General features: G+C 62.1%; 28 protein-coding genes. 22 read left to right on the forward strand and 6 right to left on the reverse strand.

Annotation, left to right across the window (positions count from 1 at the left end; all coding sequences use genetic code 11):
* The 11 genes from IAG39_RS11765 (at nucleotide 1) to IAG39_RS11815 (ending at nucleotide 10,083) form a co-directional block, all read left to right on the forward strand.
* Entirely contained in the window at nucleotides 1–216 is a 216-nt protein-coding gene (locus IAG39_RS11765) for a hypothetical protein (protein ID WP_118934360.1), read from the forward strand.
* A gap of 442 nt (nucleotides 217–658) precedes the next feature.
* Nucleotides 659–1,225: a hypothetical protein gene (locus IAG39_RS11770; protein WP_118934358.1), complete on the forward strand. Its 567-nt coding sequence runs from the start codon at nucleotides 659–661 to the stop codon at nucleotides 1,223–1,225.
* Between the two features lie 100 nt (nucleotides 1,226–1,325).
* Nucleotides 1,326–1,874 (forward strand): hypothetical protein, encoded by a 549-nt coding sequence (locus IAG39_RS11775; RefSeq protein WP_191295330.1) that lies wholly within the window; start codon nucleotides 1,326–1,328, stop codon nucleotides 1,872–1,874.
* A 76-nt stretch (nucleotides 1,875–1,950) separates the two neighbouring features.
* Nucleotides 1,951–2,325: a hypothetical protein gene (locus IAG39_RS11780; protein WP_124260404.1), complete on the forward strand. Its 375-nt coding sequence runs from the start codon at nucleotides 1,951–1,953 to the stop codon at nucleotides 2,323–2,325.
* A gap of 288 nt (nucleotides 2,326–2,613) precedes the next feature.
* Complete coding sequence (locus IAG39_RS11785; RefSeq protein ID WP_124260403.1) at nucleotides 2,614–3,393, forward strand: hypothetical protein; 780 nt, start codon at nucleotides 2,614–2,616, stop codon at nucleotides 3,391–3,393.
* 911 nt (nucleotides 3,394–4,304) lie between these two features.
* A complete protein-coding gene (locus IAG39_RS11790) occupies nucleotides 4,305–4,979 on the forward strand; it encodes a class I SAM-dependent methyltransferase (RefSeq protein WP_118934354.1) in 675 nt (224 codons plus the stop codon).
* Nucleotides 4,980–5,092: 113 nt separating this feature from the next.
* Complete coding sequence (locus IAG39_RS11795) at nucleotides 5,093–6,823, forward strand: molecular chaperone HscC (RefSeq protein WP_118934352.1); 1,731 nt, start codon at nucleotides 5,093–5,095, stop codon at nucleotides 6,821–6,823.
* A 4-nt stretch (nucleotides 6,824–6,827) separates the two neighbouring features.
* Nucleotides 6,828–8,261 carry an energy transducer TonB gene (locus IAG39_RS11800; RefSeq protein ID WP_124260402.1) on the forward strand — a complete coding sequence of 478 codons (1,434 nt, stop codon included), beginning with the start codon at nucleotides 6,828–6,830 and terminating at the stop codon, nucleotides 8,259–8,261.
* A 326-nt stretch (nucleotides 8,262–8,587) separates the two neighbouring features.
* On the forward strand, nucleotides 8,588–9,250 hold the full coding sequence (locus tag IAG39_RS11805; protein ID WP_118934368.1) for a class I SAM-dependent methyltransferase: 663 nt from the start codon (nucleotides 8,588–8,590) through the stop codon (nucleotides 9,248–9,250).
* Between the two features lie 135 nt (nucleotides 9,251–9,385).
* Entirely contained in the window at nucleotides 9,386–9,694 is a 309-nt protein-coding gene (locus tag IAG39_RS11810; protein ID WP_059379970.1) for a DUF4148 domain-containing protein, read from the forward strand.
* A 26-nt stretch (nucleotides 9,695–9,720) separates the two neighbouring features.
* On the forward strand, nucleotides 9,721–10,083 hold the full coding sequence (locus IAG39_RS11815) for a winged helix-turn-helix domain-containing protein (protein WP_118934348.1): 363 nt from the start codon (nucleotides 9,721–9,723) through the stop codon (nucleotides 10,081–10,083).
* 145 nt (nucleotides 10,084–10,228) lie between these two features.
* On the opposite strand, the gene IAG39_RS11820 is transcribed toward IAG39_RS11815, so the two are convergent.
* Nucleotides 10,229–11,386: a porin gene (locus IAG39_RS11820; RefSeq protein ID WP_118934345.1), complete on the reverse strand. Its 1,158-nt coding sequence runs from the start codon at nucleotides 11,384–11,386 to the stop codon at nucleotides 10,229–10,231.
* Between the two features lie 206 nt (nucleotides 11,387–11,592).
* A complete protein-coding gene (locus tag IAG39_RS11825; RefSeq protein WP_054452588.1) occupies nucleotides 11,593–12,066 on the reverse strand; it encodes an Lrp/AsnC family transcriptional regulator in 474 nt (157 codons plus the stop codon).
* A gap of 108 nt (nucleotides 12,067–12,174) precedes the next feature.
* On the opposite strand from IAG39_RS11825, the gene IAG39_RS11830 reads away from it, so the two are divergent.
* A complete protein-coding gene (locus tag IAG39_RS11830) occupies nucleotides 12,175–13,659 on the forward strand; it encodes an aminotransferase class V-fold PLP-dependent enzyme (protein WP_059379967.1) in 1,485 nt (494 codons plus the stop codon).
* Between the two features lie 28 nt (nucleotides 13,660–13,687).
* On the opposite strand, the gene IAG39_RS11835 is transcribed toward IAG39_RS11830, so the two are convergent.
* Complete coding sequence (locus IAG39_RS11835; protein WP_118934343.1) at nucleotides 13,688–14,047, reverse strand: hypothetical protein; 360 nt, start codon at nucleotides 14,045–14,047, stop codon at nucleotides 13,688–13,690.
* Nucleotides 14,048–14,084: 37 nt separating this feature from the next.
* Complete coding sequence (locus tag IAG39_RS11840) at nucleotides 14,085–15,173, reverse strand: glycosyltransferase family 9 protein (RefSeq protein WP_240633426.1); 1,089 nt, start codon at nucleotides 15,171–15,173, stop codon at nucleotides 14,085–14,087.
* 340 nt (nucleotides 15,174–15,513) lie between these two features.
* Here IAG39_RS11840 and fmdA point away from each other — a divergent pair, with 340 nt between their 5' ends.
* Entirely contained in the window at nucleotides 15,514–16,743 is a 1,230-nt protein-coding gene (gene fmdA, locus IAG39_RS11845; RefSeq protein WP_059379964.1) for a formamidase, read from the forward strand.
* Between the two features lie 10 nt (nucleotides 16,744–16,753).
* Complete coding sequence (locus tag IAG39_RS11850) at nucleotides 16,754–17,086, forward strand: zinc ribbon domain-containing protein (RefSeq protein ID WP_118934339.1); 333 nt, start codon at nucleotides 16,754–16,756, stop codon at nucleotides 17,084–17,086.
* 70 nt (nucleotides 17,087–17,156) lie between these two features.
* Here IAG39_RS11850 and IAG39_RS11855 read toward each other — a convergent pair whose 3' ends face one another.
* Entirely contained in the window at nucleotides 17,157–17,894 is a 738-nt protein-coding gene (locus IAG39_RS11855; RefSeq protein ID WP_118934338.1) for an ABC transporter substrate-binding protein, read from the reverse strand.
* Between the two features lie 84 nt (nucleotides 17,895–17,978).
* Nucleotides 17,979–18,404: a copper resistance protein NlpE gene (locus IAG39_RS11860; protein ID WP_059379961.1), complete on the reverse strand. Its 426-nt coding sequence runs from the start codon at nucleotides 18,402–18,404 to the stop codon at nucleotides 17,979–17,981.
* 162 nt (nucleotides 18,405–18,566) lie between these two features.
* Here IAG39_RS11860 and IAG39_RS11865 point away from each other — a divergent pair, with 162 nt between their 5' ends.
* The 8 genes from IAG39_RS11865 (at nucleotide 18,567) to IAG39_RS11900 (ending at nucleotide 23,051) form a co-directional block, all read left to right on the forward strand.
* Nucleotides 18,567–19,040 (forward strand): OsmC family protein, encoded by a 474-nt coding sequence (locus IAG39_RS11865; protein WP_118934336.1) that lies wholly within the window; start codon nucleotides 18,567–18,569, stop codon nucleotides 19,038–19,040.
* Nucleotides 19,041–19,051: 11 nt separating this feature from the next.
* Nucleotides 19,052–19,699, forward strand: a complete 648-nt coding sequence (locus IAG39_RS11870) for a glutathione S-transferase family protein (protein WP_118934334.1) — start codon at nucleotides 19,052–19,054, stop codon at nucleotides 19,697–19,699.
* Nucleotides 19,700–19,811: 112 nt separating this feature from the next.
* A complete protein-coding gene (locus tag IAG39_RS11875; RefSeq protein ID WP_118934332.1) occupies nucleotides 19,812–20,258 on the forward strand; it encodes a carboxymuconolactone decarboxylase family protein in 447 nt (148 codons plus the stop codon).
* An 11-nt stretch (nucleotides 20,259–20,269) separates the two neighbouring features.
* Entirely contained in the window at nucleotides 20,270–21,199 is a 930-nt protein-coding gene (locus IAG39_RS11880; RefSeq protein ID WP_118934330.1) for a sigma-70 family RNA polymerase sigma factor, read from the forward strand.
* Complete coding sequence (locus tag IAG39_RS11885; RefSeq protein ID WP_118934328.1) at nucleotides 21,180–21,737, forward strand: GNAT family N-acetyltransferase; 558 nt, start codon at nucleotides 21,180–21,182, stop codon at nucleotides 21,735–21,737. Before IAG39_RS11880 ends, IAG39_RS11885 begins: the two co-directional genes overlap by 20 nt.
* 23 nt (nucleotides 21,738–21,760) lie before the next feature.
* Nucleotides 21,761–22,312 carry a cysteine hydrolase family protein gene (locus IAG39_RS11890; protein ID WP_118934326.1) on the forward strand — a complete coding sequence of 184 codons (552 nt, stop codon included), beginning with the start codon at nucleotides 21,761–21,763 and terminating at the stop codon, nucleotides 22,310–22,312.
* 5 nt (nucleotides 22,313–22,317) lie between these two features.
* Nucleotides 22,318–22,542, forward strand: a complete 225-nt coding sequence (locus tag IAG39_RS11895; protein WP_059379955.1) for a DUF3820 family protein — start codon at nucleotides 22,318–22,320, stop codon at nucleotides 22,540–22,542.
* A 179-nt stretch (nucleotides 22,543–22,721) separates the two neighbouring features.
* Entirely contained in the window at nucleotides 22,722–23,051 is a 330-nt protein-coding gene (locus IAG39_RS11900; RefSeq protein ID WP_059379954.1) for a hypothetical protein, read from the forward strand.
* The last annotated feature ends 19 nt before the right edge of the window (nucleotides 23,052–23,070 follow it).

Below are 23,070 nucleotides of genomic sequence, written 5' to 3' on the forward strand. Positions count from 1 at the left end.
ATGAGTTTCTATGGCGTGATAATCGCGGAAGGAAATTTCAAGCGCTGGTTCCGAGGATTGTTAATTTGGGTCGGGGTTGTCTTGGCCCTGCTTGGATTGCGGTTTGATCTTTATTTTTTGGCCCTGATCGGCGTGGTTATTGGGGGCGTGGGTATGTATGCAGCGAAGGCCGCTATGGTTAATGTCAAGCCCTTCAGGGAAAAAGGGAAGTACTGAATTTTAAGGTTATTGCGTTCAGGGGCTCGAAAAGATGAGCGTCGGGTATTTTTTTGGTCGAGTAGAAAATCACGGAAAACGGGAGAAATTCTCGTGCGGGCTAAAATTGATCGCAATGACGGCTTCCATAAATAAGATAGTCAGACTACATAAATAACGTGTCTAAATAAGATATCAGGCTAGATTTTCTGGCTATCTAAATTTAGTCTGACACAGAGGCGTCAATCAGCTGATGACGAGTGAGTGTGTAAATGTCCAGGGATGATGGTCGATTCCGGGTGGAAGCTCTTTTAGGTGAATTTCTTAGAAATCAGAGAATAAGAAGACTATGCTTTTCTGTAGATTCATATTGACACTCGCCTCGCTATTCGCTTCCGCAGGCTGCTCCTTCATCATGGGCTCGCCGCCGGCAGCCTTGGCAACGAACCCGGAACCTCGCAAGATGATCAGTCCGGTGCTGATCTACACCACCGATTGCGATTTTAAAAAGAAGATCGAGAGTGTCGGTTTCATAGGTGCCAGAACAGCCTATCCTGCGACCTACGCTGCCGAATCAGTATGCAACGCATTGAATGCCGAACTGCCAGGTGCCATGGACGCAGCGGGAGTTAAGGCTGTATTCAAGTTGCGCAAGTTCGATCTCAAGACGGCCAGGCCGGAAACGATGAACAAGGATGCGTTGGCGGCAGGTGTCAAATATGTGGTTGCTGTGAGCGAGCCGCGCGCATTCGAGGGTTCTCAACAGTATCCTGCCAGTGTGTCGGTGGGTATCCGTCTGTATGACGCAGAGTCGGGCGAGTACCGTGGCATGGCCGAGGATACGTATGGGATCTCTCTGCGTGATTTTTCAAATCGTGGGCCGAATGCCGAGGGACAGCGGATTGCGGCGGATGTCGCGAATAAACTGGCGCGCTCCATGGTACAGCGGTGCGCCGAAAAGTACCCATACCAATGCCACAAGACCGGTCTGCTGCGTTTCGCGGAACCTCGCGATGCATTCGGGAAATAATGTATCAATTAGCAGGGCGTCGGACTAGTTTTTTTCAGCTGAAACCATAGTCTCCGCTTGATGCAAGCATCAAAATCTATCTTGCGCCGAGGTTCGTGAAGTGTCGAATTTTGTGTTTCGAATAGTGGTCCCTGTATTAGTGATTTCTGGCGGGCTCTCAGGTTGCTCAGCAACCAATCCTAATGTTCTCAATAGCTATGATGGGACCCAAAATTCACGCGTCCGTGTTTTTGTCTACACCGCCGACCGAATTCGCCTGGATTTTGATCGTACCTGCTACACCAGTCCTGGCCTGTTGGGGCATGGGGAAGGGTTGGAGACCATGCAGCGTAGCCATTATCAGGGTAGTCGCAGTGTTGGCATGCCTCCCACTTCAAGGCGTGGTGATGCTGTCTTCGATGAATTCATCATAAAGGCCGGCATTCCTTTGACCATATATGGTCAGGTCGGTGGTACGTATCATTCGCCGGGCGTCTCCATTTATAAGCACGAAACGCGTGACGCAGGCTATTTCACTCCGATAGCTGGCGCGAACTACGAGATATATGTGCGGGATCGCAAAGTAATCGTCGAAGAGCTAGGCGTAGACAGCGCCAACCGACTCATTGAACTCACTCCAACGAAGGCCTGTGCGGTCAACGGAAGTTAAGAACCGTAAAAAGGTGTCAGACAACATTTTCCGAATATGAAAGTGTCGTCTGACACCTTTTTTGGGGAAATAGAATATGGAATTTTCGATGAGGTTCGTTAATCAGTTTATGGAGTTTTCTTTCTTGCAAAAGGCGAGAAATTCTGCCGTGCAAGATTGGGGGGAAGATATTCCAATGACTGTGCTTTTTTCCATTCTTGGAAAAGGAATGGCGGAAAATTTTGCACAGCTTTCACCGTCTTCTCGGTCAAGAATATTTCATCTGATAGAGGAGGGAATTAATTCCCCTGATGATGAGCTTTGCACAGCAGTTGCCACGGGACTGTTGGAAGCTCTGGATAATTCTATTTCTGGCAATTTGGAAATTAAAAATAATGTTTATCTAGAGCTTGGGCCGAGCTCGAAGAAGTACTTGCTTGATTTTTCTCTTTGGCATGAGTCAGAAAAATAGGGTGTCAGGCTGAACTATCTCGGAATTCTGTTGGCGAAAAAATACCGTTACGCCCATCAAGAGATTAGGTGTAATCCGGGCGATACGTCGAACGTGTTTTGCGTTCAAAAGAATTGTCAGACTACATTTAGAATTAAGAAACTCCATGACCCGCCGTTATTAATCAGAGGAACTACAGCCAAGTTCCTGACCGATTGGGCTGCAAAGATCCTGAACAGGCCACGCTTGGTCTGCCATAAAGCAGCCCTTGCGAAGCAGCGACGGCCAACGCACATCATGGAGCAATACATGCGGAAGAAACTCCCCATACTGCGGGTCATCCGCCAGACCTTGGATTATCTAGGCGACCATGGCGGACGGCTGATCGGCGCATCGCCGCTATTGATCCTGATTCTGCTAGGTGGCGTGGTCTTGGGCATGTATCTGAACGACATGGCATATGTCGAGCAGAGCAAACTGCTGGAGCTGGCCGGATGGATGGTGAGTACCGCCGCCCCAGTCCTGGCGGCGGTGGCTTGGCATCGGTGCATCCTTCTAAACGAAACTCCTGCGCCTCGCCCCGTGGCAGGCAAGCCCGAACGCATGTATTTCATCGTACTGTTGGTGAGTGCCGCGTTAGCGTTCGTGGTTGCGCTTCTGGCCTACATCGTGATGCTGTTCTCCAAGGGGCCAGCCGGCCCGCATTGGCTTGGCATGGTGTTGGTGCTGTTGTTGATATTGTCGCCGTGCATTTTCCTGGGATATTTCTTTCTGGCGTTGCCGCACGCGGCCTTGACCGGCAGATTGGACCTGTCGCGGATTGCGGGGCTGGTGAAGGGCAACCGGTTACGCCTGCTGGCGGTGGCCATGTTGCCAGTGCCGCTATTGCTCTTGCTAGAGGCTGTCCGGATCTTTCTGCTACAGATGCCGCGGGCGCCAGGCGTGGCGTTTTATCTGTACACCGCCATTTCCACATTCGCCTTTACTTTGGTTTCCGTGACTTCGATGTCCGTCAGCTATCGGACGCTGGCTTTGACGCCCTCGGAAGAACGCGCGAATTCCTCGCTCGCAGCGTGTAGTGCGGATTGATTTTCAGGTGATTCGCCATGGATAGCGCGATGACCGATTGCCCATGGGAGAAGATTGATGGATTTTTCTCTCTAAACGAGTACGAGAGATTTCTGAAGTGGATTGTGGTACAGGTAGACGCAGGTTTGGCAGTCGAGGTTGCCGTGCAAAGCCGGTACCAGATTTTCGGTCTGGAAGAACGGTGGTTTCAGTGTGTTGCCTCGCGTGAACTGTGGCGATTGGTCGCTCCTGATGCTCCCTTTAGAGGTTGCTGGGAGGCATGTATAGACCTCGGCAGGTAGCACCAACCAAGGCGGCGGCCTGGAGTTGAATGGCCTTCTTGCGTTGCCTGAAGGGGCGGCAAGGTAGTCGGAGTGGCGCGACTGTCTTGTCAATGTCCGTTAGTCGGCATGATGTTGTATGCATGAAAACTAGTAAAACGGTGTTTATTTTTGGCGCCATTCGACCAAAAATAAAAAAATAAGAGCGCCATTAAGAATGGTCGTACCTAGCCGTTAGAAATAAGTAGATGGGGCGCAGCGTCTGGCTTCCATCTGGAACGGTAGGACGCAAAGATCCTGTCTCAATGCAGCGCTGCGGGGCGATGCATTGGGGAAACGCTGGACAGGTGAACCAATAAACAGCCATCCATCGGGCGGCCCAGCCAGGATCCTCTCCACGCAATGCGTTCATGTCCAAGGCTCTGGACGGGCGCGGCGCGGCTTGCGGCTGGCATAGCGGTATCGGACTGAAAAATCTTCGAATAAATAATATCCGGGCTGAGATAGCTACGATTCGTCGGCTGTCGGCAAGGTCAAGGAAGAATTCGAATAAAGAATGGACCTCACAAAAAGCAAGTGAGGCTGGCGGCCCGCGGGGGCTGCTTTGGTACTTGGTGCCATACGGGTTTGTTTTTGAAGTTCTGGAGGATCATGAAGTTCGTCAAAAAAATACCTTACGCGCTGAAGCGCGCCGTTTTTCGCGCGTCTCCGGCTCTTGCCAGAACCCTAGGCCTTGATTTCCGCTTGCGGGTGCCTAGCCGGATGTTCATGGAGCAAGAGGTCTTCAAGTATGTCAATCAGCAGTTCCGGCGCGCAACGACCGCTCCGGCGGCGAGGTGCTTGTTCATCGGCCTGGACAAGCACAATTGGCATTACGACCGGTTGCTGGACCTCGACTTTTATTCAATAGATTTGAATCCGCGCAATGCGGCCTACGGCCCGCCCGGCAGACACGTGGTAGGTTCGGCGACCGAATTGTCTTCGCACTATCCGCCGAACAGCTTCGATGTGGTTTTTGCGAATGGGCTGATCGGTTTCGGCCTGGATACCGAGGAAGCGTTCAATCAGTTGATGTTCGAATGCCATCACGTCTTGGCCAGCGACGGGATGCTGGTGCTTGGCTACAACGACAAGCCCGACCGCCTGAGCTTCAAGGTTGAACAGGCCGCGGGTTTTGAGGTTTTCAAGACTTTTGAGCCTGGCATAACAGGAATGACTGGCGCGCGTCACATCGTGGAGGACGGGTTCCGGCATTGCTATGTGTTTCTGCGACCGCGGCGTTTGGGTCATGCGGCGGGCCAGATGGATCTGGTTGCTGCGGCCTGACCTGGCCCCGCCCGCTACATTTCTCTCCTTCCTGTCCGTTAATCGTAGGTCCATGGGGCGTTTCGCGCTTGCGCGGAGCGCCCGCATTATTGGAACCGAAACAGGCTTTTCTCATGATCATCGGTATCGACCTGGGTACGACAAATAGTTTGGCGGCGCTGTGGCAGGACGGCCGGGCGCGCCTGGTGCCCAATCCGTTGGGGAGCTTTCTGACACCCTCCTGCGTAAGCCTGGATGAAGATGGCCGCGTATTGGTGGGGCAGGCCGCCCAAGAGCGTCTTCAAACGCATCCCGAGCGCACCGCTGCGTTGTTCAAGCGGCACATGGGCAGCGACAAGCTGTTCCAGTTGGGCGACCAGGAGTTCCGGGCGGAAGAACTATCGTCGCTGGTGCTGCGCGCGCTGAAGGCAGACGCCGAAGCCGTGTTGGGCTATCCGGTCACCGAGGCCGTGATCAGCGTGCCGGCCTACTTTTCCGACTCGCAGCGTAAGGCAACGCGCAACGCGGGGAAGTTGGCGGGCCTGACCGTCGAACGTCTGGTCAACGAACCCACCGCGGCCGCGCTGGCCTATGGCCTGCACCAGAGCGAGGACGAGACCCAGTTCCTGGTTTTTGACCTTGGTGGCGGCACTTTCGATGTGTCGGTGCTGGAACTCTTCGAAGGCGTGATGGAGGTGCGCGCCACGGCGGGCGACAACTTCCTTGGCGGCGAGGATTTCGTCAATGAGATCGTTCAGAAGTTCTTCGATACCCATGCGCGGGCCGCGGCCGCGCGCGAGGACCGGCGCTTCATGCAACGGTTGCTGGCGCAGGCTGAAAGCGCCAAGCGCCAGTTGTCGACCCAACCTGCCGCCCGCATTGCGTTGGACTGGCGCGGCGAAGAATATGCGCTCGAATTGAGCCAGGAACTGCTTGGGCAGTTGTGCGCGCCGCTGCTGACGCGTTTGCGCATGCCGGTTGAGCGCTCATTGCGCGACGCCAACATCAAGAGCCAGGACATTGCTACCGTGGTGCTGGCGGGCGGCGCCACGCGCATGCCGCTGGTGCGCCAGCTGGTCACGCGCATGTTCGGCCGCTTTCCGAATGCCGAGATGGATCCCGATCAAGTGGTGGCGGCTGGCGCTGCGGTGATGGCGGGACTGAAGATGAAGGACCAGGCGCTGGAAGAGGTCGTGATGACCGACGTATGCCCCTACACGCTGGGCATCAGTACCACGCGCACCACCTCGTCCGGACAGCGTCTGCCAGGCCAGTTTGCACCCATCATCGAACGCAACACCATCGTGCCCGTCAGCCGCCAGGAAACATACATGCCGATGGAAGACGGCCAGGGCGAGGTCGAGCTGCACATCTACCAGGGGGAGTCCCGCCTTGTCCGCGACAACATCCTGCTAGGCACTCTGAACATGTCGTTGCCGCGCTTGTCGCGTCTGGAAAGCGCCATCAACGTGCGTTTTACCTATGACGTGAATGGCTTGCTGGAGGTCGAGGCTGCGCTGGCGCGAGGCGGCGCGGCACAACGTCTGGTGATCCAGGGCGGCGGCGCGCAGATGAGCGACGCCGATATCCAGCGCCGCTTGGGCGAACTGGCCGAGTTGAAGATCCATCCTCGGGAACTGGCGGTCAACCGCGCCTTGGTGGCGCGGGCCGAGCGCGTCTACCAGGTGCTGCGTGGCGATGACCGCGAACTGCTCGCCCACGAAATAGTGCTGTTTGAACAGGCGCTGGAAACCCAGGAGGAGCGGCTTGCCGTGCGTGCCGCAGAGCGGCTGCGTCGCGTGGTCGACGTGCTTGAACGGGCCGCCGTGTTTGCTCCAGGCTTTGATCCCACGCAACAGGACTAGTACCGTGGCAGCAGCGAGCTTTACCAGATTGGGCATTGAGCCCACCAGCGACCAGAAGGCCATCCGCCGCGCCTATGCGGCGGCGCTCAAGCGGATCGACCAGGCCGCTGACCCGGAAGGCTTTGCCATCCTGCGCGGCGCATACGAGCATGCGCGCGCCTGGGCCGAGATACAGGTCGAGGAAGGGGAGTCCGCCGCTTGCAGCGCGTTGACTTTGTCGGACGCGCCGCCAGCGGGAGCTGACGCGATGCCGCGTGCCGTGCCCGAGTTCGCGCCAGTGTCCGGGATGGAAGCCGTCCAGACGCAGGCGCAGTCGACGCATGCGCAAGAGCCAGGGCCAGCAGTTCAATCTGGATGGTTTTCGCCATCCCGAGAGGAGCTGGAAGAGGGTATCGAGCACTGGACCCGCCGTCTGATGCAGGCGTCCGATGACGAGGTTGCGCAGATGCTCGAGACCGCCCTGGCTGACCGCCGGCTTGACCATCTGGAGGCCAGGGACGCTCTGGCCTGGAGTCTTGCCCGGGCGATGCGTCTGCAGCCGGATGGCCGCCTTGCCCTCTTCAATGGCGCGCGCCGGGCGTTCGACTGGAACGGCCTGAGTGCGGCGTTTCCGCAGGACCCGGACCTCTCCGATTGGGTCGACATGCTGTTGGACCAGATGGAACAGTACAGCCAGCTGCCGCCGCCCCTGCGTGTGCGCTTGGATGCAGTCCTGAGGTTGGCGCACAGGTGGGCTGAGCCAAATCTTGTGCAGGCGTACTGGCATGGACGGGATTTCGCGCAGTTGCTAAGCATTGCGCCTCATTTGTCGGTGCTGGATCTGGGATGGGCGCGCGTCGAGGCATGGCGCACGGCTTCGGCGCGTTTTGACCGCGGACGGAATGCGCTGCGGTGGCTGGCCGCCAACAAGATGAAGATGGGGCTTGCGGCGATTTGCGTCATGGGATTGGCCTTGATGTACCGGGACGCGCGCGACGGCACGACCTATGAAAAGCCTGGGCCGACCCGGGAGCAATTGGCAAATGGCCTGGTGACCGTGCATGCGCAGCGCGCGGCGCCCGAAGTTCAGCCGTGCCTGGTTCCAGCTCCGCTTTCGCCACCGCTGGGATGTCCCGCGGCGCAGACGGGTCAGGCCTCGCCTGAGCCATGGCCGATGGCCATGCCCAAGGCGCTGTTCATTACCGGAGCTCCCGCGCTCTCCTATCCGCCGCAGGCCAAGTCGGCTGGGGCCAAGGGCACAGTCTGGGTACGTGTGATGCTGGATGTTCAGGGGAAGGTGCTGCGTAGCGCGCTGATTTTCCCCTCAGGGAACAGCACCTTGGATCAGGCCGCCGTCGTAGCCTCGAGCGGGGTGCGAATGATGCCCGCAATCCAGGATGGCAACGCCGTACCGAGCCAGGCGGTGCTTGTGTTCAGCTATGAGATCGCCGCTCCCTGAATCCGGTACTGACGTGCAGTTCAGATTGCGATGAAAAAAGGAGATTGACAGTATGGGTCTCATCGACCCTGGGACGGCCAATTCACGACCCGCGACGCCAAGTCAGTACGCAACACGTGAATGCCGGACGCCAGGAATCATGGAGGCCTTGAGCCTTGTCTTGCAGGTCCGGACCTGCGGTCCAATGCCGCTACAAGAATAGGTAAATACGAGTCCAGAAAAACTCAGGATAGAAGAAAAAGCCCCAACCTAGAATTCAAAAAAATGAGGCTGATGGCCTGCTGGAAGGCCACTCGGATATTGGCGTTATTCGGGTTTTGGGGATCATGAAGTTCATCAAAAAAATATCATATGCCCTGAAGCGCGCGGCTTTCCGGGTTTCTCCGGCTCTTGCCAAGACGCTAGGCGTCGATTTCCGGCTGCGGGTGCCTAGCCGGATGTTCATGGAGCAAGAGGTCTTCGACTACGTCAACCAGCATTTCCGGCGCGGCGCGGCGGCGCCGGCGGCCAGGTGCCTTTTCATCGGTCTGGACAAGCACAACTGGCACTATGACCGGTTGCTGGATCTGGACTTCTATTCGATAGACCTGAATCCGCGCAACGCCGCCTACGGCCCGCCCAACAGGCACGTGGTGGGTTCGGCGACTGAACTGTCTTCGTACTATCCGCCGCATGGCTTTGATGTGGTGTTCGCCAACGGACTGATCGGCTTCGGCCTGGATACGGAAGACGCATTCAATCAGTTGATGTTTGAATGCCATCACGTGCTGGCCGACGATGGGATGTTGGTGCTCGGCTATAACGACAAGCCCGATCGCCTGAGCTTCAAGGTCGAGCAGGCCAAGGGCTTTCAGGTCTTCAAGACATTCGAGCCCGGCATAACGGGGATGACGGGCGCGCGCCACGTCGTGGCGGACGGGTTCCAGCATTGTTATGTGTTCTTGAGACCGCGGCGCCTTGGACTGGCGCAGCAGGGGCTGGCCTGGTAGGGGCATCGGAAAGCGCGGGGCTGCGTCAGGCCGGCCCGCCATTTCAAAAACGTAATCCCGCTATCCGCTTTCTGTCCGCATCGCTTTCCTAGAATTTGATCGTGCAGTCCCCTCCACGATACATAGGAAGCAAACATGCAGATTATCCGCAAAGCCGCATTGATCCTGGCGCTGTCGGCCGCCGCTACCGGCACGGCGCTGGCGCAGTCCGCGCCGCCGCCCGCTGGGTTGGCCAATCCTTATGGTCCCTCGTTGACGCGCGCCGAAGTGCTGGCCGACCTGGCGCTTTGGAAGCGCGCGGGCGTGGACCGGTTCTGGCGCGGCGAAGAGACGCCGGATATTTACAGCCCGCAGTACAAGGCCGCATTTACGGAGTATTTCCGCCTGCGTTCGGGGCCGGAGTACCAGGCTGAAGTACAACGCCAGAACGCGTCGGGGCGATAGCCGCCGGCGCGGCAGGCGAGCCCGGCGTGGCTGAATCCTCCGTGATCAATCCCCCCGAGTCCAGCCCCAGGTTGCAGCTTGCCGACCTGGAGCTGGACTTATTGCGCTGCCGCGCCTACCGTGGCCGGCAGTTCCTGCAGCTCACGCCCAAGGAATTCGGTTTGCTGGCTTTTCTGATGCAGCGGCCCGGGGTCGTGTGCGTGGAATGGGAGCTGGCCGAGCAGGTCTGGAAAATGAAGCTGCATATCCAAGACAAACGCAATTTCAAGTCGCATGCGGTTGCGGTCGCGATGCGCAGGTTGCGCAGGAAGGTCGACGCAGGGCCGGGGCCCAAGCTGCTGCATACGATGCGGGGCGGCAGCTACATGCTGGCGGCGCGGCCCTTGTGATCAGCGCACGCATGCGAGCCCGGCAACCGCGCGGCATCAGAAAAAGCGCGCGCTGGAAGGGCGCGCGGCGATCATCTGGCCGTCCCTTCGCGGAGAGGGCGCAATCAAGGGATTCCCTGCATACAGCGTCTTATGAAACCTTGCGTTAGAACCGGTGGCGGATGCCCATGTTCACTTCAGTCGCCTTGACGTTGTCCTGGAACGCCCAGTTGGTGGTGTAGGACGCCACGGCATAGAGATCGGTCCGCTTGGACAGGTTGTAGTTGTAGCCGAGGCTATAGGTGTTGCTGGCGGCGTCACCGCCCGTGAGCTGCTTGCTGTTGGCGTCGGCGCGCTGCCATGACGCGAACGCGCCGCCGGATCTGCCGACGGGAACGGCCAGCGCCAGCATGTAGGCATTCGAGCGGAAGCCTTTGACGAAGGCGTAGGAAGGTGTGCCGGTAAAGCCGCCGATGCTGCCGCCATTGGGGAAACCTTTGCCTGCGAACCAGCCATCGCTCATGCGGTTGTAGGCCAGGGCCACCTTGACGACTTCGAAGTCGTAGGAGCCGCCGACGATGTAGGAGCGCGGCGTGGCGTCGGTCTGGCTTGGGCTCAGCTTGTTCGAGGCATTGAGCTGGTCGTAGGTGGCAAAACCCATGATGGGGCCGTTGTCATAGCGCAGGCCGGCCGAGATGGCGCGGGTGTTGTCGGCCGTGGCGAAACCGGTCTGGGCGAGGCGGCGGTCGTCGGCGTTGAAGGCGTAGCCGATGGCGCCCGTGAAGCCGCCCATCGACGGGGTTTCATAGACGACCAGGTTGTCGTAGCGCACGAAGTTGGCCGAGCTGAAGCCCAGGCCTGCGCCGGTGTTCAACTGATTGAAGCCGCCGCCGAACGACGAGCCGAACATGCCGGTGAAGTAGCGCGAGGCAATGTTGTATTGCCGACCCAGGCGTACCCCGCCCCAGTCGGCGCTGCCCAGGGCCACAGTGGCTTCGCGGCCGAACAGGCGGCCGCTTTGCAACGAGTTGCCGTTGCGGCTGTCGTAGCCGGACTCCAGCTGGAAGAGCACGTACAGGCCGTCGCCCAGGTCTTCCTTGCCGCGCAGGCCCCAGCGCGAACCGGCGGTGGTGCCGGTGGTGGATCCGATACGGCTGCTGTCGACGCGGGTGCGGTTGCCGGTGGCGGGATCGGTGTAGGCGCCATCGACGTTGGCATAGCCGATGCCGGTGTCGATAAGGCCATAGAGCGTGACGGAAGAGGGCTGCGCATAGGCGGCGCCGGACAGTGCCGTGGCGACCGCCGCGGCATATAGCTTTTTCATGGGGGACTCCGTGAGCGGGGAAGATCGATATGCGTCTACCGACCGGAAGCCACGGGAACCATGTCTTCTGGCGGATTGGCGGGGCCAGTGTGCAGGCCGTCGCCCGACAATCCGCGGTCATTGGAATTACAAATCCGATCGTCCCGCCGTCACGGTTCTGTCATGTCCGCATGGGTCGGGCGTCCCGTGCGCCATGCTCGCCTGCCTTATCCCTCCAATCCCCCCAGATCCGGCGGCCGGTTCTCGATGATGGCCTCCATGCTGAAGAACCCCGTCACCGTGGAAAGCTCGAAATCCGTGATCAGCTTCTGGTAGAAGCGGTCGTACCCGGCCATGCCGCGGCAGACCACCTTGATCAGGTAGTCCCAGTCTCCGCCGATGCGATAGAACTCTGTCACTTCGGGCAGGCGTTCCACGTGCTGGCGAAATCCGTCGGCCCAGGCCTTGGCGTGGTGGCTGGTGCGGATCATTACGAATACCGTCAGGTCCAGCCCCAGTTCGACCAGATTGACCTCGGCGCGGGTGCCGCGAATGATGCCGCAGGCGTTCAAGCGCTGCAGCCTGCGCCAGCAGGCGTTTTGCGACAGCCCGACGCGATCGGCCAGCTCGCGCTGCGACAGCGCGCCATCCTTTTGCAGGCAGGAGATGATATTCAGATCAAATTTATCTATTTTTTCCATTTAAAAGATCAAATGACCCAATTTATGAGGTTTTCGGCAAAATTTAGGTGAGGTTTCAAATTTCTTTCCATCGTATGATATTTCGGTGTGCCCAGGAACATCCCCGACATGAATACGCCTACCAAAACGACCCCCGCCAAGATCACGCCGTTGCAGCAATTCCTAGAAAGCCTGAAGACGGCCGACGTCGCCGCGGCGCTGGCCGAAGGGCTGATCGGCAAGGATGCGGTGGTCGATGGCCCCTATGGCGTCAAGCCGCTGGTGTACGCCGATTACGTGGCGTCCGGCCGGGCGTTGATGCAGGTCGAGCGTTTCATTCTTGAGCAGGTGCTGCCGTACTACGCCAACTCGCATACCGAGGCTTCCTACTGCGGCGGCTTCATTACCCGGTTGCGCCGCGAGGCGCGCGCGGCGATTGCGCGGTGCTGCGGCGCGAGCGATGAGCACGCCGTGATTTTTGCGGGGTCGGGCGCGACGGCGGGCATCAACCGGCTGGTGCACCTGTTCGGCGTGCGCGAGGCCATCGCCGCGGGCCGCCAGGTGCGCGTCATCATCGGCCCCTACGAACACCATTCCAATATCCTGCCGTGGCGCGAATGCGGCGCGGAAATCGTCGAGCTGGCGGAAAGCCCGGCAGGCGGCCCCGACCTGGCGCAGCTGGACGCGGCGCTGCAAGCCGGGGAGGGCGCGCTGGTCATCTGCGCGCTGTCGGCGGCTTCGAACGTGACGGGCATCGTGGCGGACGTGGCGGAAGTGACCCGGCGCGTCAAGGCCGCGGGCGCGAAGATGCTGTGGGACTACGCAGGCGGCGCGCCCTATCTGACGATCCGGATGACGCCTGCTGCCGACGCGGCGATCGACGCGATTGTTTTCTCGCCCCACAAGTTCATCGGCGGTCCGGGCGCGTCGGGCGTGCTGATCGTGCGCCGCGACGCGGTGCTGGACACCAAGCCCACCTGGCCCGGCGGCGGCACGGTGCGCTTCGTTTCGCCCGCGGGCCACGACTACAGCGGCAGCCTGGAAGCGCGCGAGGAAGCGGGCACGCCCAACGTGGTGGGCGATATCCGCGCGGCGCTGGTGCTGCTGGTGAAGGAAGCCCTGGGCGCCGAGTTCATGCGCCAGCGCAATCAACACTTCGTAGAGCGCGCGCTGGCCAGGTGGCAGGGCGCCGAGCAGCTGGAGCTGCTGGGTTCGCTGACGGCGGCACGCCTGCCGATCTTCTCGTTCCGGGTGCGCAACGGCCGCGGCGGTTTCGTGCACCAGCAACTGGTGACGCGCATGCTGAGCGACCGCTTCGGCATCCAGGCGCGCGGCGGCTGCGCCTGCGCGGGACCCTATGTGCATCGCCTGCTGGATATCGGCGCGGATGAGTCGCAGCAGATGCGCCAGGCCATCCTGGATGGCCGGGAAATGGAAAAGCCAGGCTTCATCCGCCTGAACTTCAGCGTGCTGCTGCCGGACGAGAAGGCCGATTTCATCCTGGATTCGGTGCTGGCGCTGGCCGCGGACGCGACCGAGTTCGAGCATCGCTACGGTTTCGATCCGAGCCGTGCGATTTTCTTCCCGCACAGCGCCGAAAAGCAGGCCGCCTGAGCCATGCGCCCGCCGCCTGGCGGGCCGCTCAGTCTTTCATGTGCAGGCCGCAGGTTCTGATCCATGCGGCCTTTTTGTCGGCCAATTCCTCGGACGCGTCGCTTAGCGCGCGCGCCATCTTTGCCGGGAACTCCACGCCTTTGCGGCGGCAGGCCTCGAAGTCGTCGACCAGGGCGTACCTGGCATCCAGCAGGTCCAGGCGGCCTTGGCACAGCTCGCGATTCAATTGCAGATCGTTGGATGCTTCGCGCGTGCGCTGCACGTCCTGCGCGCGGTCGATGCGCGCCTGCTCCGCCTGGACCTGCGCAACGCAGTCTTGCGCGACGGCGGGGGCGCTGGCGGCGCAGAGGAGCAGGATGGCGAGGGAGCGGCGGTCAAGAACGGCCATGCGGGGATACCTTGGGAATGCGACTGAATGGGCAGCATCATAACTGGGGGGAGCATCGGCCCGCCGGAGCGGCAGCTCCGTGCGAATCCGTTGTCGCCAGATGCTTCCAGATCGCCTCGGCCACTGTCTGCGGCGCGATGGTGGCCATGTCGCCTTTTACTGTGGCCTCTACCGGGTACAACCAGGGTACGTACCGCAATGCGGGAGTGGCGCCGAACAGTCCTATCGTCGGGATTCCGTGGGCCGCTGCAATGTGCATGCCCATGCTGTCGTTGGAGACAAACACCGAACAGCTCGCGATCAGTGCCTGGCTATCGCATATGTCCTTGGCCTGTTGCGTCGCATCCAACAAAGTTATGGATTCGGGTAGCAAGCTGCGAATTTCTTGTGCAATGTCCTGGACATCGCTGCCGCCCACCAATACAAAACGCAGTCCGCCATCCCGCGCATGCAAGATGCGCGCCACTTGCGCAAAAGCCCTGCCGCTATAGCGTTTACAGGGTATCGAACCATTCAAGCCGAATCCAATCGTGCGGGATTGCGCATGGCAGAACTGCATGGCCTTGCTGCTCGCCGAATCCGTACAGAACAGCGAGGGATAGCGCGGTTCAAACTGATAGCCTGCCTTCGCATACAGCAACGGCAGCCATGTATAGATGTCAGGGTGCGGGGTCCCTTTGCGGCGTACCCAAATGCGATGCGTGAGCAGCGCTGCAAGATGCGGCTGGTGCATGCGTACGAAACCGATACGTTGCGGAATTCCCGCCAGGCGGGCCGCCAACGCAATGTGAGTACGGAAGGTAAAGAGAAACAGACTGTCGTAGGCGCGGTCCGCCAGTATCTGTTTCACCCGCGTGATGCGCTCCCAACCTCGCAAACGGTTCTCCGAACGCAGAGAGATGACTTCCTTCACGTACGGCTGAGCGCGGAACAGTTCCTGTGCTGACTCATTTTGAGTCATCAGCAATGAAACGGTCCCTCCGGCTTGTTCGGCCAGCGCTCGGACAAAAACCATGCTGAGCACTCCGTCGCCGATGCCGCCGGAAATATAAATCGCACAATTTCGCGCTGTACTACGGGAGACGGAAGAGGCGGCAGGCATGGCATCCAATAAAAATACGCTCACTGCATTTTCAAAAAAGATATCGAACTTCGAATCTATTAGTCTGGTGGAGGTATGTTTATTGGTCGCGTAGTGTTTTGTATTAAATGTTCGAAAAAGTTATGCGCGATGGCGCCCGGATGAGGTGATGGTACATGGGTTGCGGTGAGTGTGGGAAGCGCCCCATGCCGCCTGCGTCCGACGCCAAGGCTACTGGTCGGATACCCAGTTTACGGTTATCTAAAACTCGCCTACTGTGCTTTACATATCAACGACTTACAAGCGCTGCACGGCGCCATCGAATTACACGGTCGTCGATATAAATTTCTGTTTTATCAACAAGTTACGTTGGAGATGAAAGAGAATGACCGATACCCTCATCAAGGTCGACCTGGCCCAATCCCCCTACGAGAACGCGCAGATCCACAATCGCTGGCATCCGGATATTCCGATGGCCGTGTGGGTCAAGCCCGGGGATGACTTCGTGCTGGAAACCTATGACTGGACCGGCGGCGCGATCAAGAACGATGACAGCGCCGACGACGTCCGCGACGTGGACCTGTCCACGGTGCACTTTCTTTCGGGGCCGGTGGGCGTGGAAGGGGCCGAGCCCGGCGACCTCTTGGTGGTGGACCTGCTGGACATCGGCGCCAAGCCGGACAGCCTGTGGGGGTTCAATGGCTTCTTCAGCCGCAACAACGGCGGCGGCTTCCTGACCGAGCATTTTCCGCATGCGCAGAAATCCATCTGGGATTTCCATGGCATGTTCACCTCGTCGCGCCATATTCCCGGCGTCAACTTCGCCGGGCTGATCCATCCCGGGCTGATCGGCTGCCTGCCGGACAAGAAGCTGCTGGACACCTGGAACCGGCGCGAACAGGCGCTGATCGACACCAATCCCAACCGCGTGCCGCCGCTGGCCAATCCGCCCGCGCCGAAGACGGCGCACATGGGCGCCATGCAGGGCGCGGCGCGCGACAAGGCGGCGGGCGAGGGCGCGCGCACGGTGCCGCCGCGCGAGCATGGCGGCAACTGCGACATCAAGGACCTGTCGCGCGGCGCGCGGGTGTTCTTCCCGGTCTACGTGAAGGGCGGCGGCCTGTCGGTGGGCGACCTGCATTTCTCTCAGGGCGACGGCGAGATCACGTTCTGCGGCGCCATTGAAATGGCGGGTTGGGTGCACATGCGCGTGTCGCTGATCAAGGGCGGCATGGAGAAGTACGCGATCAAGAACCCGATCTTCAAGCCCAGCCCGATCACGCCGGCCTACAAGGACTTCCTGATCTTCGAAGGCATTTCGGTGGACGAGTCCGGCAAGCAGCACTACCTGGACGTCAACGTCGCGTACCGGCAAGCCTGCCTTAACGCCATCGAGTACCTGAAGAAGTTCGGCTATTCGGGCGCCCAGGCGTATTCGCTGCTGGGCTGCGCGCCGGTGCAGGGGCATATCAGCGGGGTGGTGGACATCCCCAACTCCTGCGCCACGTTGTGGCTGCCGACGGAGATCTTCGACTTCGACATCCAGCCGTCGGCGTCCGGCCCCGTCAAGCACATCCAGGGCGGCGTGGACATGCCGCTGTCGCGCGACCGCTAGGAGCCATCCCATGCCCATGTATGACTATGCCTGCGGCGATTGCGGCGAGTTTGCGGCGCTGGTGCCCCTGGCCAGGTGGCGCGATCCCGCCGCCTGCCCGCAATGCGGCGTGATGTGCGGCCGCATCCTGGGGGGAGCGCCGGCGATCTCGGCGCTGTCGTCCGCCGTGAACCGGGCGCGCGCGGTCAACGAGCGCAGCGCCCACGAACCGCGCAGCTCGCGCTCCGGCCATGGCATGAACTGCGGATGCTGTTCCGGCGGCAAGGCGGCCGGCAAGACGCGCACCACGCCGGATGGGGCGAAATCGTTCGCGGGCGCAAGGCCCTGGATGATCAGCCACTGAGGACGCGCCGCCGGCGTGCAAAGGCCCCGCTTGCGCGGGGCCTTGTTTTTGCGGGGCGGGAGCAGCGGGCTCAGGCTTGCAGCGGCGCCACCGCGGCGCCCTGGATCTTGTGGCGGGCCAGGGCTTCGGCGACGAAGCCCGATTTCTTCATGGCCTCGACGAAGGCGGCCAGGTAGGCGCTGGCCTTGTCGCCGCGGCTCTTGGGCACGCCCATGGCCTGCCGGATCAGCATGAAGTGGCCGTCCAGCAGGCGCAGACCGCCCAGGCGCTGCGCGTCGGCTTCAAGCTGCTGCTTCACGCCTGCGGCGACTTCCATGTTTTCCTGCATGAAGGTGTCGACGACGGCGGGCGAGGTGGGCGCGCGGAAGATCTCCGCCTGCTTGAGTTCCCGCGTAAGGTACAGGTCGTAGGCGCTGCCCTTGCCGACCACCACGCGCTGGCCCTTGCGGTCCACCTCGTCCATGCTCGCGATGGGCGAGTCCTGGCGCACCAGGTACGCGCCTTCGATCACCACGTAGGGCGCGGTGAAGGCGATCTGCGCGCCGCGCAGCGGATCGATGGCGAAGAAGCCCACGTCGGCCTCTTCGGCAGCCACGGCGTTGACGGATTCACCGGCCGACTTGAACACCACCAGCTCCAGCTGGACGTCCAGGCGCCGCGCCAGTTCCGTGGCCAGGTCGACCGAGACGCCGCCGGCCTGGCCGGTGACGGGGTCGGCGTGCGCCAGGATGGGATTGCCCAGGTTGATGGACGCGCGCAGCGCGCCGGTGGGGGCGAAGGCGGAAAGCAGCTCGTGGTCGGTCTTCATGGTTTCCTTGGGCGGAGAGGGCCCCGCGCGTGGGCGCGGATGTTGCGGCAAGCATAGCCGCAAGCGCGCGCGTTGCGCGATGCCTTATTGCGCGCGGCGCAGCACGTAGTGGGGGGCCAGCGGGCCGGTCGGGCGGGTGCCGTCGCGGTACAGCATGGTCACCTGGTTTTCGCCGACGAAGTAGCGCTGGCTGTCGCCGGACGCATCCAGACGGATGGTGCTGCCGTCGGACTCCCAGCTGAATGAACCCGTGACGACCTCGGGTTGCGGCTGGCGGTCCAAATACTGGGTCTGTCTTTGGTAGCGGCCGTCCTGTTCGAGCGTCAGGCGGGTGCGGATGCCCGGGCAGTCGGCGCAGGGCAGGGTGCCCTCGTAGCTGCCGGCCCAGTCCAGCGAATCGCGGGCGGTGTGGCTGTCGACGGGGGCGGAACCGCCGGCGCCGGGCCGGGTGGGCGCGCAGCCGGCGAGCAGGGCTAGCGTCAGGGCGCAGGTCAGGGTGGTTTTCATCATGGCGAGCTCCTGTTTGGCAAACCGGTCACGATACGGACAGTAACGGGGCTGTGCTGAAACGGGATGTAAAGCGCAAGGGCCGGTCGCGGCCGCGCATGCGCTACGCTACCTTACTTTCCAGGCGCACCTGCCCGGGCCTCCCTCTTGAACAGGACGATTCCGATGAAAGGCGAACACCGTTACAACGTCACCGTCGACTGGACCGGCAACACCGGCTCGGGCACGTCCAGCTACGCGGCCTATTCCCGCGACCACCTGATCCGAGCGGCGGGCAAGCCCGATGTGCCGGGATCGTCCGACCCGGCCTTTCGCGGCGATCCCGCGCGCTGGAATCCCGAGGACATGCTGGTGGCGTCGCTGTCCGCGTGCCACAAGCTCTGGTATCTGCACTTCTGCGCGGTCGAAGGGGTGACGGTGGAGGCCTACCGCGACGAGGCCGAAGGCGTCATGGTCGAGGACCGCCAGCGCGGCGGCGCCTTCAGCGCCGTCACCCTGCGTCCCGAAGTGACCATCCGTGCTGGCGACGACGCGGCGCTGGCGGCCGAACTGCACGAGCGCGCGCACCATTTCTGCTTCATCGCCAATTCGGTCAACTTCCCGGTGCGTTGCGAGCCGCGCATCGTGCACGCTGCCTGAGGACTATCGTCATGCTGACCATTTGGGGGCGTCGTAGCTCGTTCAATGTGCAGAAGGTGTTGTGGCTGGCGGGAGAGCTGGGCCTGGAGTACGAGCATGTGCTGGCCGGCGGCCCGCACGGGCTGCTGGACACGGCCGAGTTCCGCGCCATGAATCCGCACGGCAAGGTGCCGCTGCTGCGCGATGGCGCGACCACGGTCTGGGAGTCCCATGCCATCCTGCGCTATCTGGCCGCGCGCGACGGCGCCGGCCGCTTCTGGGCGGACGACCCCGCGCAGCGGGCCGGCGCCGACGGCTGGATGGACTGGGCCCAGACCGCCTTGCAGCCTGCCTTTCTGACCGGCGTGTTCTGGGGCTATTACCGCACCCCCGAGGCGCAGCGCGACACGGCGGCCATCGAGCGCGCCATCGCCGCCACGCATGCCTGCCTGCGGCAACTGGACCGCGCGCTGGCGGACCGCCCGTATCTGGGTGGCGAAACCCTGGGCCTGGCCGACATTCCCGCCGGCACCACGCTCTACCGCTACTTCGAAGTGGACATTCCGCATCCGTCCATGCCCCATCTGCAGGCCTGGTACGAGCGCCTGCAGGCCCGTCCCGCCTATCGCGAACATGTGATGGTGCCGTTCGGGGAATTGCGCGGGCGGCTGGCTTTCTAGGCCGGATTTACAAATTTTCCGGCGGGCGATGTCACATCGTGGCAGGCTGTCTCGTCCTAGGGGTAATGGCGCCGCATCCCGCGGCGCATGCCTGCCTTGCCGGAGACACGCCATGAGCACCGCCCGCCTGAACGCCTACACCGCCTCGCCCAAGGCCATGAAGGCCATGATCGCCCTGAACGACTTTGTCGAGGGCTGCGGCCTGGAACACAGCCTGCTTGAACTGGTGAAGATGCGCGCTTCGCAGATCAACGGCTGCGCCTACTGCCTGCACATGCATTCCACCGATGCCCGCAAGCAGGGCGAGAGCGAAATGCGCCTGTACCTGCTGGATGCCTGGCGCGAATCCTCGCTGTACAGCGAACGCGAGCGCGCCGCGCTGGCGTGGACGGAGGCGTTGACCCGGCTTGCCGACACCCGCGCGCCGGACGCCGACTATGCCGAAATGGCCAGGCATTTCAGCGAGGAAGAGCAGGTCAACCTGACGGTCGCCATCAACATGATCAACAGCTGGAACCGCATCGCCGTCGGGTTCCGCTCGCAGCATCCCAAGCAGTGAGGCCCGGCTGTATGAGCGCGTCCGCCATTCCCGGTGCCGTGGCCGATTTCGAGCCCCATCGCAAGCACCTGCAGGGCCTGGCTTACCGCATGCTGGGGTCATGGGCAGAGGCCGAGGACATCGTGCAGGACGCCTGGCTGCGCTGGCGCGACGCGGACCGCGCTCAAGTCGAGACGCCGCGCGCCTTCCTCTCGCGCACCGTCACGCGGTTGTGCCTGGACCAGCTGAAGTCGGCGCGCGTGCGGCGCGAGGAGTACGTGGGGCCATGGCTGCCGGAACCCTTGCCTGATGCGGGCAGTTATGAGGCGCCGGGGGCGGGGGAGATTGCGCACGATCTGTCGGTGGCGCTGATGCTGGCGCTGGAGCGCCTGTCCGCGCTGGAACGGGCCGCTTTCCTGCTGCACGATGTGTTCGACATACCGTTCGCGGAGATTGCGGCGACGCTGGGCCGCAACGAGGCGGCCTGCCGGCAGTTGGCCGCGCGGGCGCGCAGCCGCGTGCGCGATGCGCGTCCGCGGTTCGCGGTGACGGAACGGGAAGGCGCGCGCATCGCCGATGCATTCTGGCAGGCGTCGCGCGCGGGCGATGTGGACGCCCTGCGCAGCCTGCTGGCGCAGGACGCCGTGCTGCATGCCGACGGCGGCGGCAAGAAGCTGGCCGTGTTCAGACCCATCCTGGGCAGCGACAAGATCGCGCGCTTTTTCGCCGGCCTGGCGAAAAAACCCAGCGGCCAGTTCCTGGACGCCGTGGTGACCCAATTGAACGGCATGCCGGGCGTGCTGGCGACCGAACTGGACGGCCTGCCGCGGTCCACCACGCTGGAGGTGCGCGACGGCAGGATCGCCGCCATCTATATCGTGCGCAACCCTGATAAGCTGCGCCATGTCGCGGCGCTGGCGCCGCAGCCGGCCGCGCCCCAGGATGATTCCGCACCTCACTGACTACCCGCAGGACCTGCCCGAACTGGGATTTGATGGCTTGCTGCTGCGCCCATTGCGGGAAGCGGACGCCGACGATTGGCATGCGTATCTGCGCGACGAGGCGGTCACGCGCCATACCAGCTGGCAGTTGGACGGGCCGGATACGCTGGTCCGCCTGATCCGCGGTTATGGTCAGCCGGCGGCATCGCACAGCCTGCGCCTGGCCATCGTCACGGGGGGCGGCGCTTTGGCAGGCACCATAGGCTTGAATGAGATCGCTGCGTCCGCGCGGCGCGCGGAAATCGCCTATGACGTCGCGCCGTCTTATTGGCGGCGCGGCATCGCCACGCGCGCCTGCGTGACATTGACCGAGTGGGCCTTGCGCGAGCTGGGCTTTGCGCGCATCCAGGCCACCGTGCTGGATACGAACGTGGCGTCGGCCGGCGTGCTGGAGCGCTGCGGTTTTCAACGCGAAGGGCTGCTGCGGCGCTACCGCCTGGTGCGCGGCGAACCTCGCGATTTCTGGATGTACGCGCGCGTCAACGCCGCGCAGGGCTGAAGCCCAATCATTTTGAGGAACCCATGACAACCGCTTTGATCGTGATAGACGTGCAGCGCGCGCTGTTCGAGACGACTCCCGCGCCCGCCGATGCCGAGGCCGTGTTGGCGCGCATCAATGCGCTGGCCGAACGCGCCCGCGCAGCAGGCGCGCCCGTCATCTACGTGCAGCACGAAAGCCCTGGCAGCGCCATGGACCACGGCCTGCCGGGCTGGCAGCTGGACTTGCGGCTGCAACCAGCGGATGGCGACGTCCGCGTGCGCAAGACTACGCCGGACTCTTTCCTGCGCACCGGTCTTGACGATGCGCTGACTCAGGCCGGCGCCACGCAACTGGTTGTGTGCGGCTACGCCAGCGAGTTCTGCGTGGACACGACCGTGCGCCGCGCGGCGGCGCTGGGCTACCCCGTCACGCTGGCCGCCGACGCCCACACCACTCAGGACAAGCCGCATGCGCCGGGCGCGCAGATCCGCGCGCATCACAACGCGACCTTGTCGTCCATCTCCAGTTTCGGCGTGAAGATCGCCGCCGTGCCCGCGGCGGACATCGTCTTCGGCGCCGCGACGGCGCGGTGAGCTCCATGGATCCCGAGCTGCTGTCGCTGCTGGTCACGCGCACCATGCCTTTCGGCAAGTACCAGGGGCGCCTGATCGCCGACCTGCCCGGACCATATCTGGCCTGGTTCGCGCGCAAGGGCTTTCCGCCGGGCGAGCTGGGGCGCCTGCTGGCCTTGATGCACGAGCTGGACCACAACGGACTTTCGTCATTGCTGGCGCCGCTGCGCCAATCCGCGCCGAGGAAGTAGGGCGGCCCGCGTAGGGCGGCCCGCGTGGGGCGGCCTGGCGGGGAAACCGCGGGAAACAACTGTGGCGGATTGTGTAGCGTCTTGGCACGCCGCACGCTGGCGGCCGGGGATACGATAGGGCGGCGTGTCCAGGGCTGCGGTCCGCGCCCTGGATGTCAGTTCATTGAAAAGAGGTCGTCATGAAGAAACTCCACATTTCCGCCTTCCTGCTTGCCGCCCTGTGCGCGGCCGGCGCCGTGCAGGCGCAGAATGCGGCGCCCGTCACGCAGGAATACCAGTACCCCAGCGTACGCTCGAAGGATGGCAGCTTGTCGCCGCCTTCCACGCTGCGCATGACGGTCACGCCCGAATCCGGCTCCGCGCCCGCGGTCATCCGCGACACGCCGGAAAGCCAGGCCCAGTACGTGCGTTGCCGCGAGGTATCGGACCGCGCCGCCGTGTCGAACGCGCAGATGCAGGCCGGCGTGGCGCAGTGCCTGAAAGAGCTGGAGCAGCGCCGCCAGCAGTAAGAACTACACAGGCCGCCCA

It is taken from the genome of Achromobacter xylosoxidans (assembly GCF_014490035.1).
GTDB lineage: Bacteria > Pseudomonadota > Gammaproteobacteria > Burkholderiales > Burkholderiaceae_B > Achromobacter > Achromobacter bronchisepticus_A.

Bases quoted from the DNA above. Each gene is read 5' to 3' on its own strand.
- IAG39_RS11765 (WP_118934360.1), top strand. From the start codon at position 1: ATGAGTTTCTATGGCGTGATAATCGCGGAAGGAAATTTCAAGCGCTGG.
- IAG39_RS11770 (WP_118934358.1), top strand. From the start codon at position 659: ATGATCAGTCCGGTGCTGATCTACACCACCGATTGCGATTTTAAAAAG.
- IAG39_RS11780 (WP_124260404.1), top strand. From the start codon at position 1,951: ATGGAATTTTCGATGAGGTTCGTTAATCAGTTTATGGAGTTTTCTTTC.
- IAG39_RS11785 (WP_124260403.1), top strand. From the start codon at position 2,614: ATGCGGAAGAAACTCCCCATACTGCGGGTCATCCGCCAGACCTTGGAT.
- IAG39_RS11790 (WP_118934354.1), top strand. From the start codon at position 4,305: ATGAAGTTCGTCAAAAAAATACCTTACGCGCTGAAGCGCGCCGTTTTT.
- IAG39_RS11795 (WP_118934352.1), top strand. From the start codon at position 5,093: ATGATCATCGGTATCGACCTGGGTACGACAAATAGTTTGGCGGCGCTG.
- IAG39_RS11805 (WP_118934368.1), top strand. From the start codon at position 8,588: ATGAAGTTCATCAAAAAAATATCATATGCCCTGAAGCGCGCGGCTTTC.
- IAG39_RS11810 (WP_059379970.1), top strand. From the start codon at position 9,386: ATGCAGATTATCCGCAAAGCCGCATTGATCCTGGCGCTGTCGGCCGCC.
- IAG39_RS11820 (WP_118934345.1), bottom strand. From the start codon at position 11,386: ATGAAAAAGCTATATGCCGCGGCGGTCGCCACGGCACTGTCCGGCGCC.
- IAG39_RS11825 (WP_054452588.1), bottom strand. From the start codon at position 12,066: ATGGAAAAAATAGATAAATTTGATCTGAATATCATCTCCTGCCTGCAA.
- IAG39_RS11830 (WP_059379967.1), top strand. From the start codon at position 12,175: ATGAATACGCCTACCAAAACGACCCCCGCCAAGATCACGCCGTTGCAG.
- IAG39_RS11835 (WP_118934343.1), bottom strand. From the start codon at position 14,047: ATGGCCGTTCTTGACCGCCGCTCCCTCGCCATCCTGCTCCTCTGCGCC.
- fmdA (WP_059379964.1), top strand. From the start codon at position 15,514: ATGACCGATACCCTCATCAAGGTCGACCTGGCCCAATCCCCCTACGAG.
- IAG39_RS11850 (WP_118934339.1), top strand. From the start codon at position 16,754: ATGCCCATGTATGACTATGCCTGCGGCGATTGCGGCGAGTTTGCGGCG.
- IAG39_RS11855 (WP_118934338.1), bottom strand. From the start codon at position 17,894: ATGAAGACCGACCACGAGCTGCTTTCCGCCTTCGCCCCCACCGGCGCG.
- IAG39_RS11860 (WP_059379961.1), bottom strand. From the start codon at position 18,404: ATGATGAAAACCACCCTGACCTGCGCCCTGACGCTAGCCCTGCTCGCC.
- IAG39_RS11865 (WP_118934336.1), top strand. From the start codon at position 18,567: ATGAAAGGCGAACACCGTTACAACGTCACCGTCGACTGGACCGGCAAC.
- IAG39_RS11870 (WP_118934334.1), top strand. From the start codon at position 19,052: ATGCTGACCATTTGGGGGCGTCGTAGCTCGTTCAATGTGCAGAAGGTG.
- IAG39_RS11875 (WP_118934332.1), top strand. From the start codon at position 19,812: ATGAGCACCGCCCGCCTGAACGCCTACACCGCCTCGCCCAAGGCCATG.
- IAG39_RS11880 (WP_118934330.1), top strand. From the start codon at position 20,270: ATGAGCGCGTCCGCCATTCCCGGTGCCGTGGCCGATTTCGAGCCCCAT.
- IAG39_RS11885 (WP_118934328.1), top strand. From the start codon at position 21,180: ATGATTCCGCACCTCACTGACTACCCGCAGGACCTGCCCGAACTGGGA.
- IAG39_RS11890 (WP_118934326.1), top strand. From the start codon at position 21,761: ATGACAACCGCTTTGATCGTGATAGACGTGCAGCGCGCGCTGTTCGAG.
- IAG39_RS11895 (WP_059379955.1), top strand. From the start codon at position 22,318: ATGGATCCCGAGCTGCTGTCGCTGCTGGTCACGCGCACCATGCCTTTC.
- IAG39_RS11900 (WP_059379954.1), top strand. From the start codon at position 22,722: ATGAAGAAACTCCACATTTCCGCCTTCCTGCTTGCCGCCCTGTGCGCG.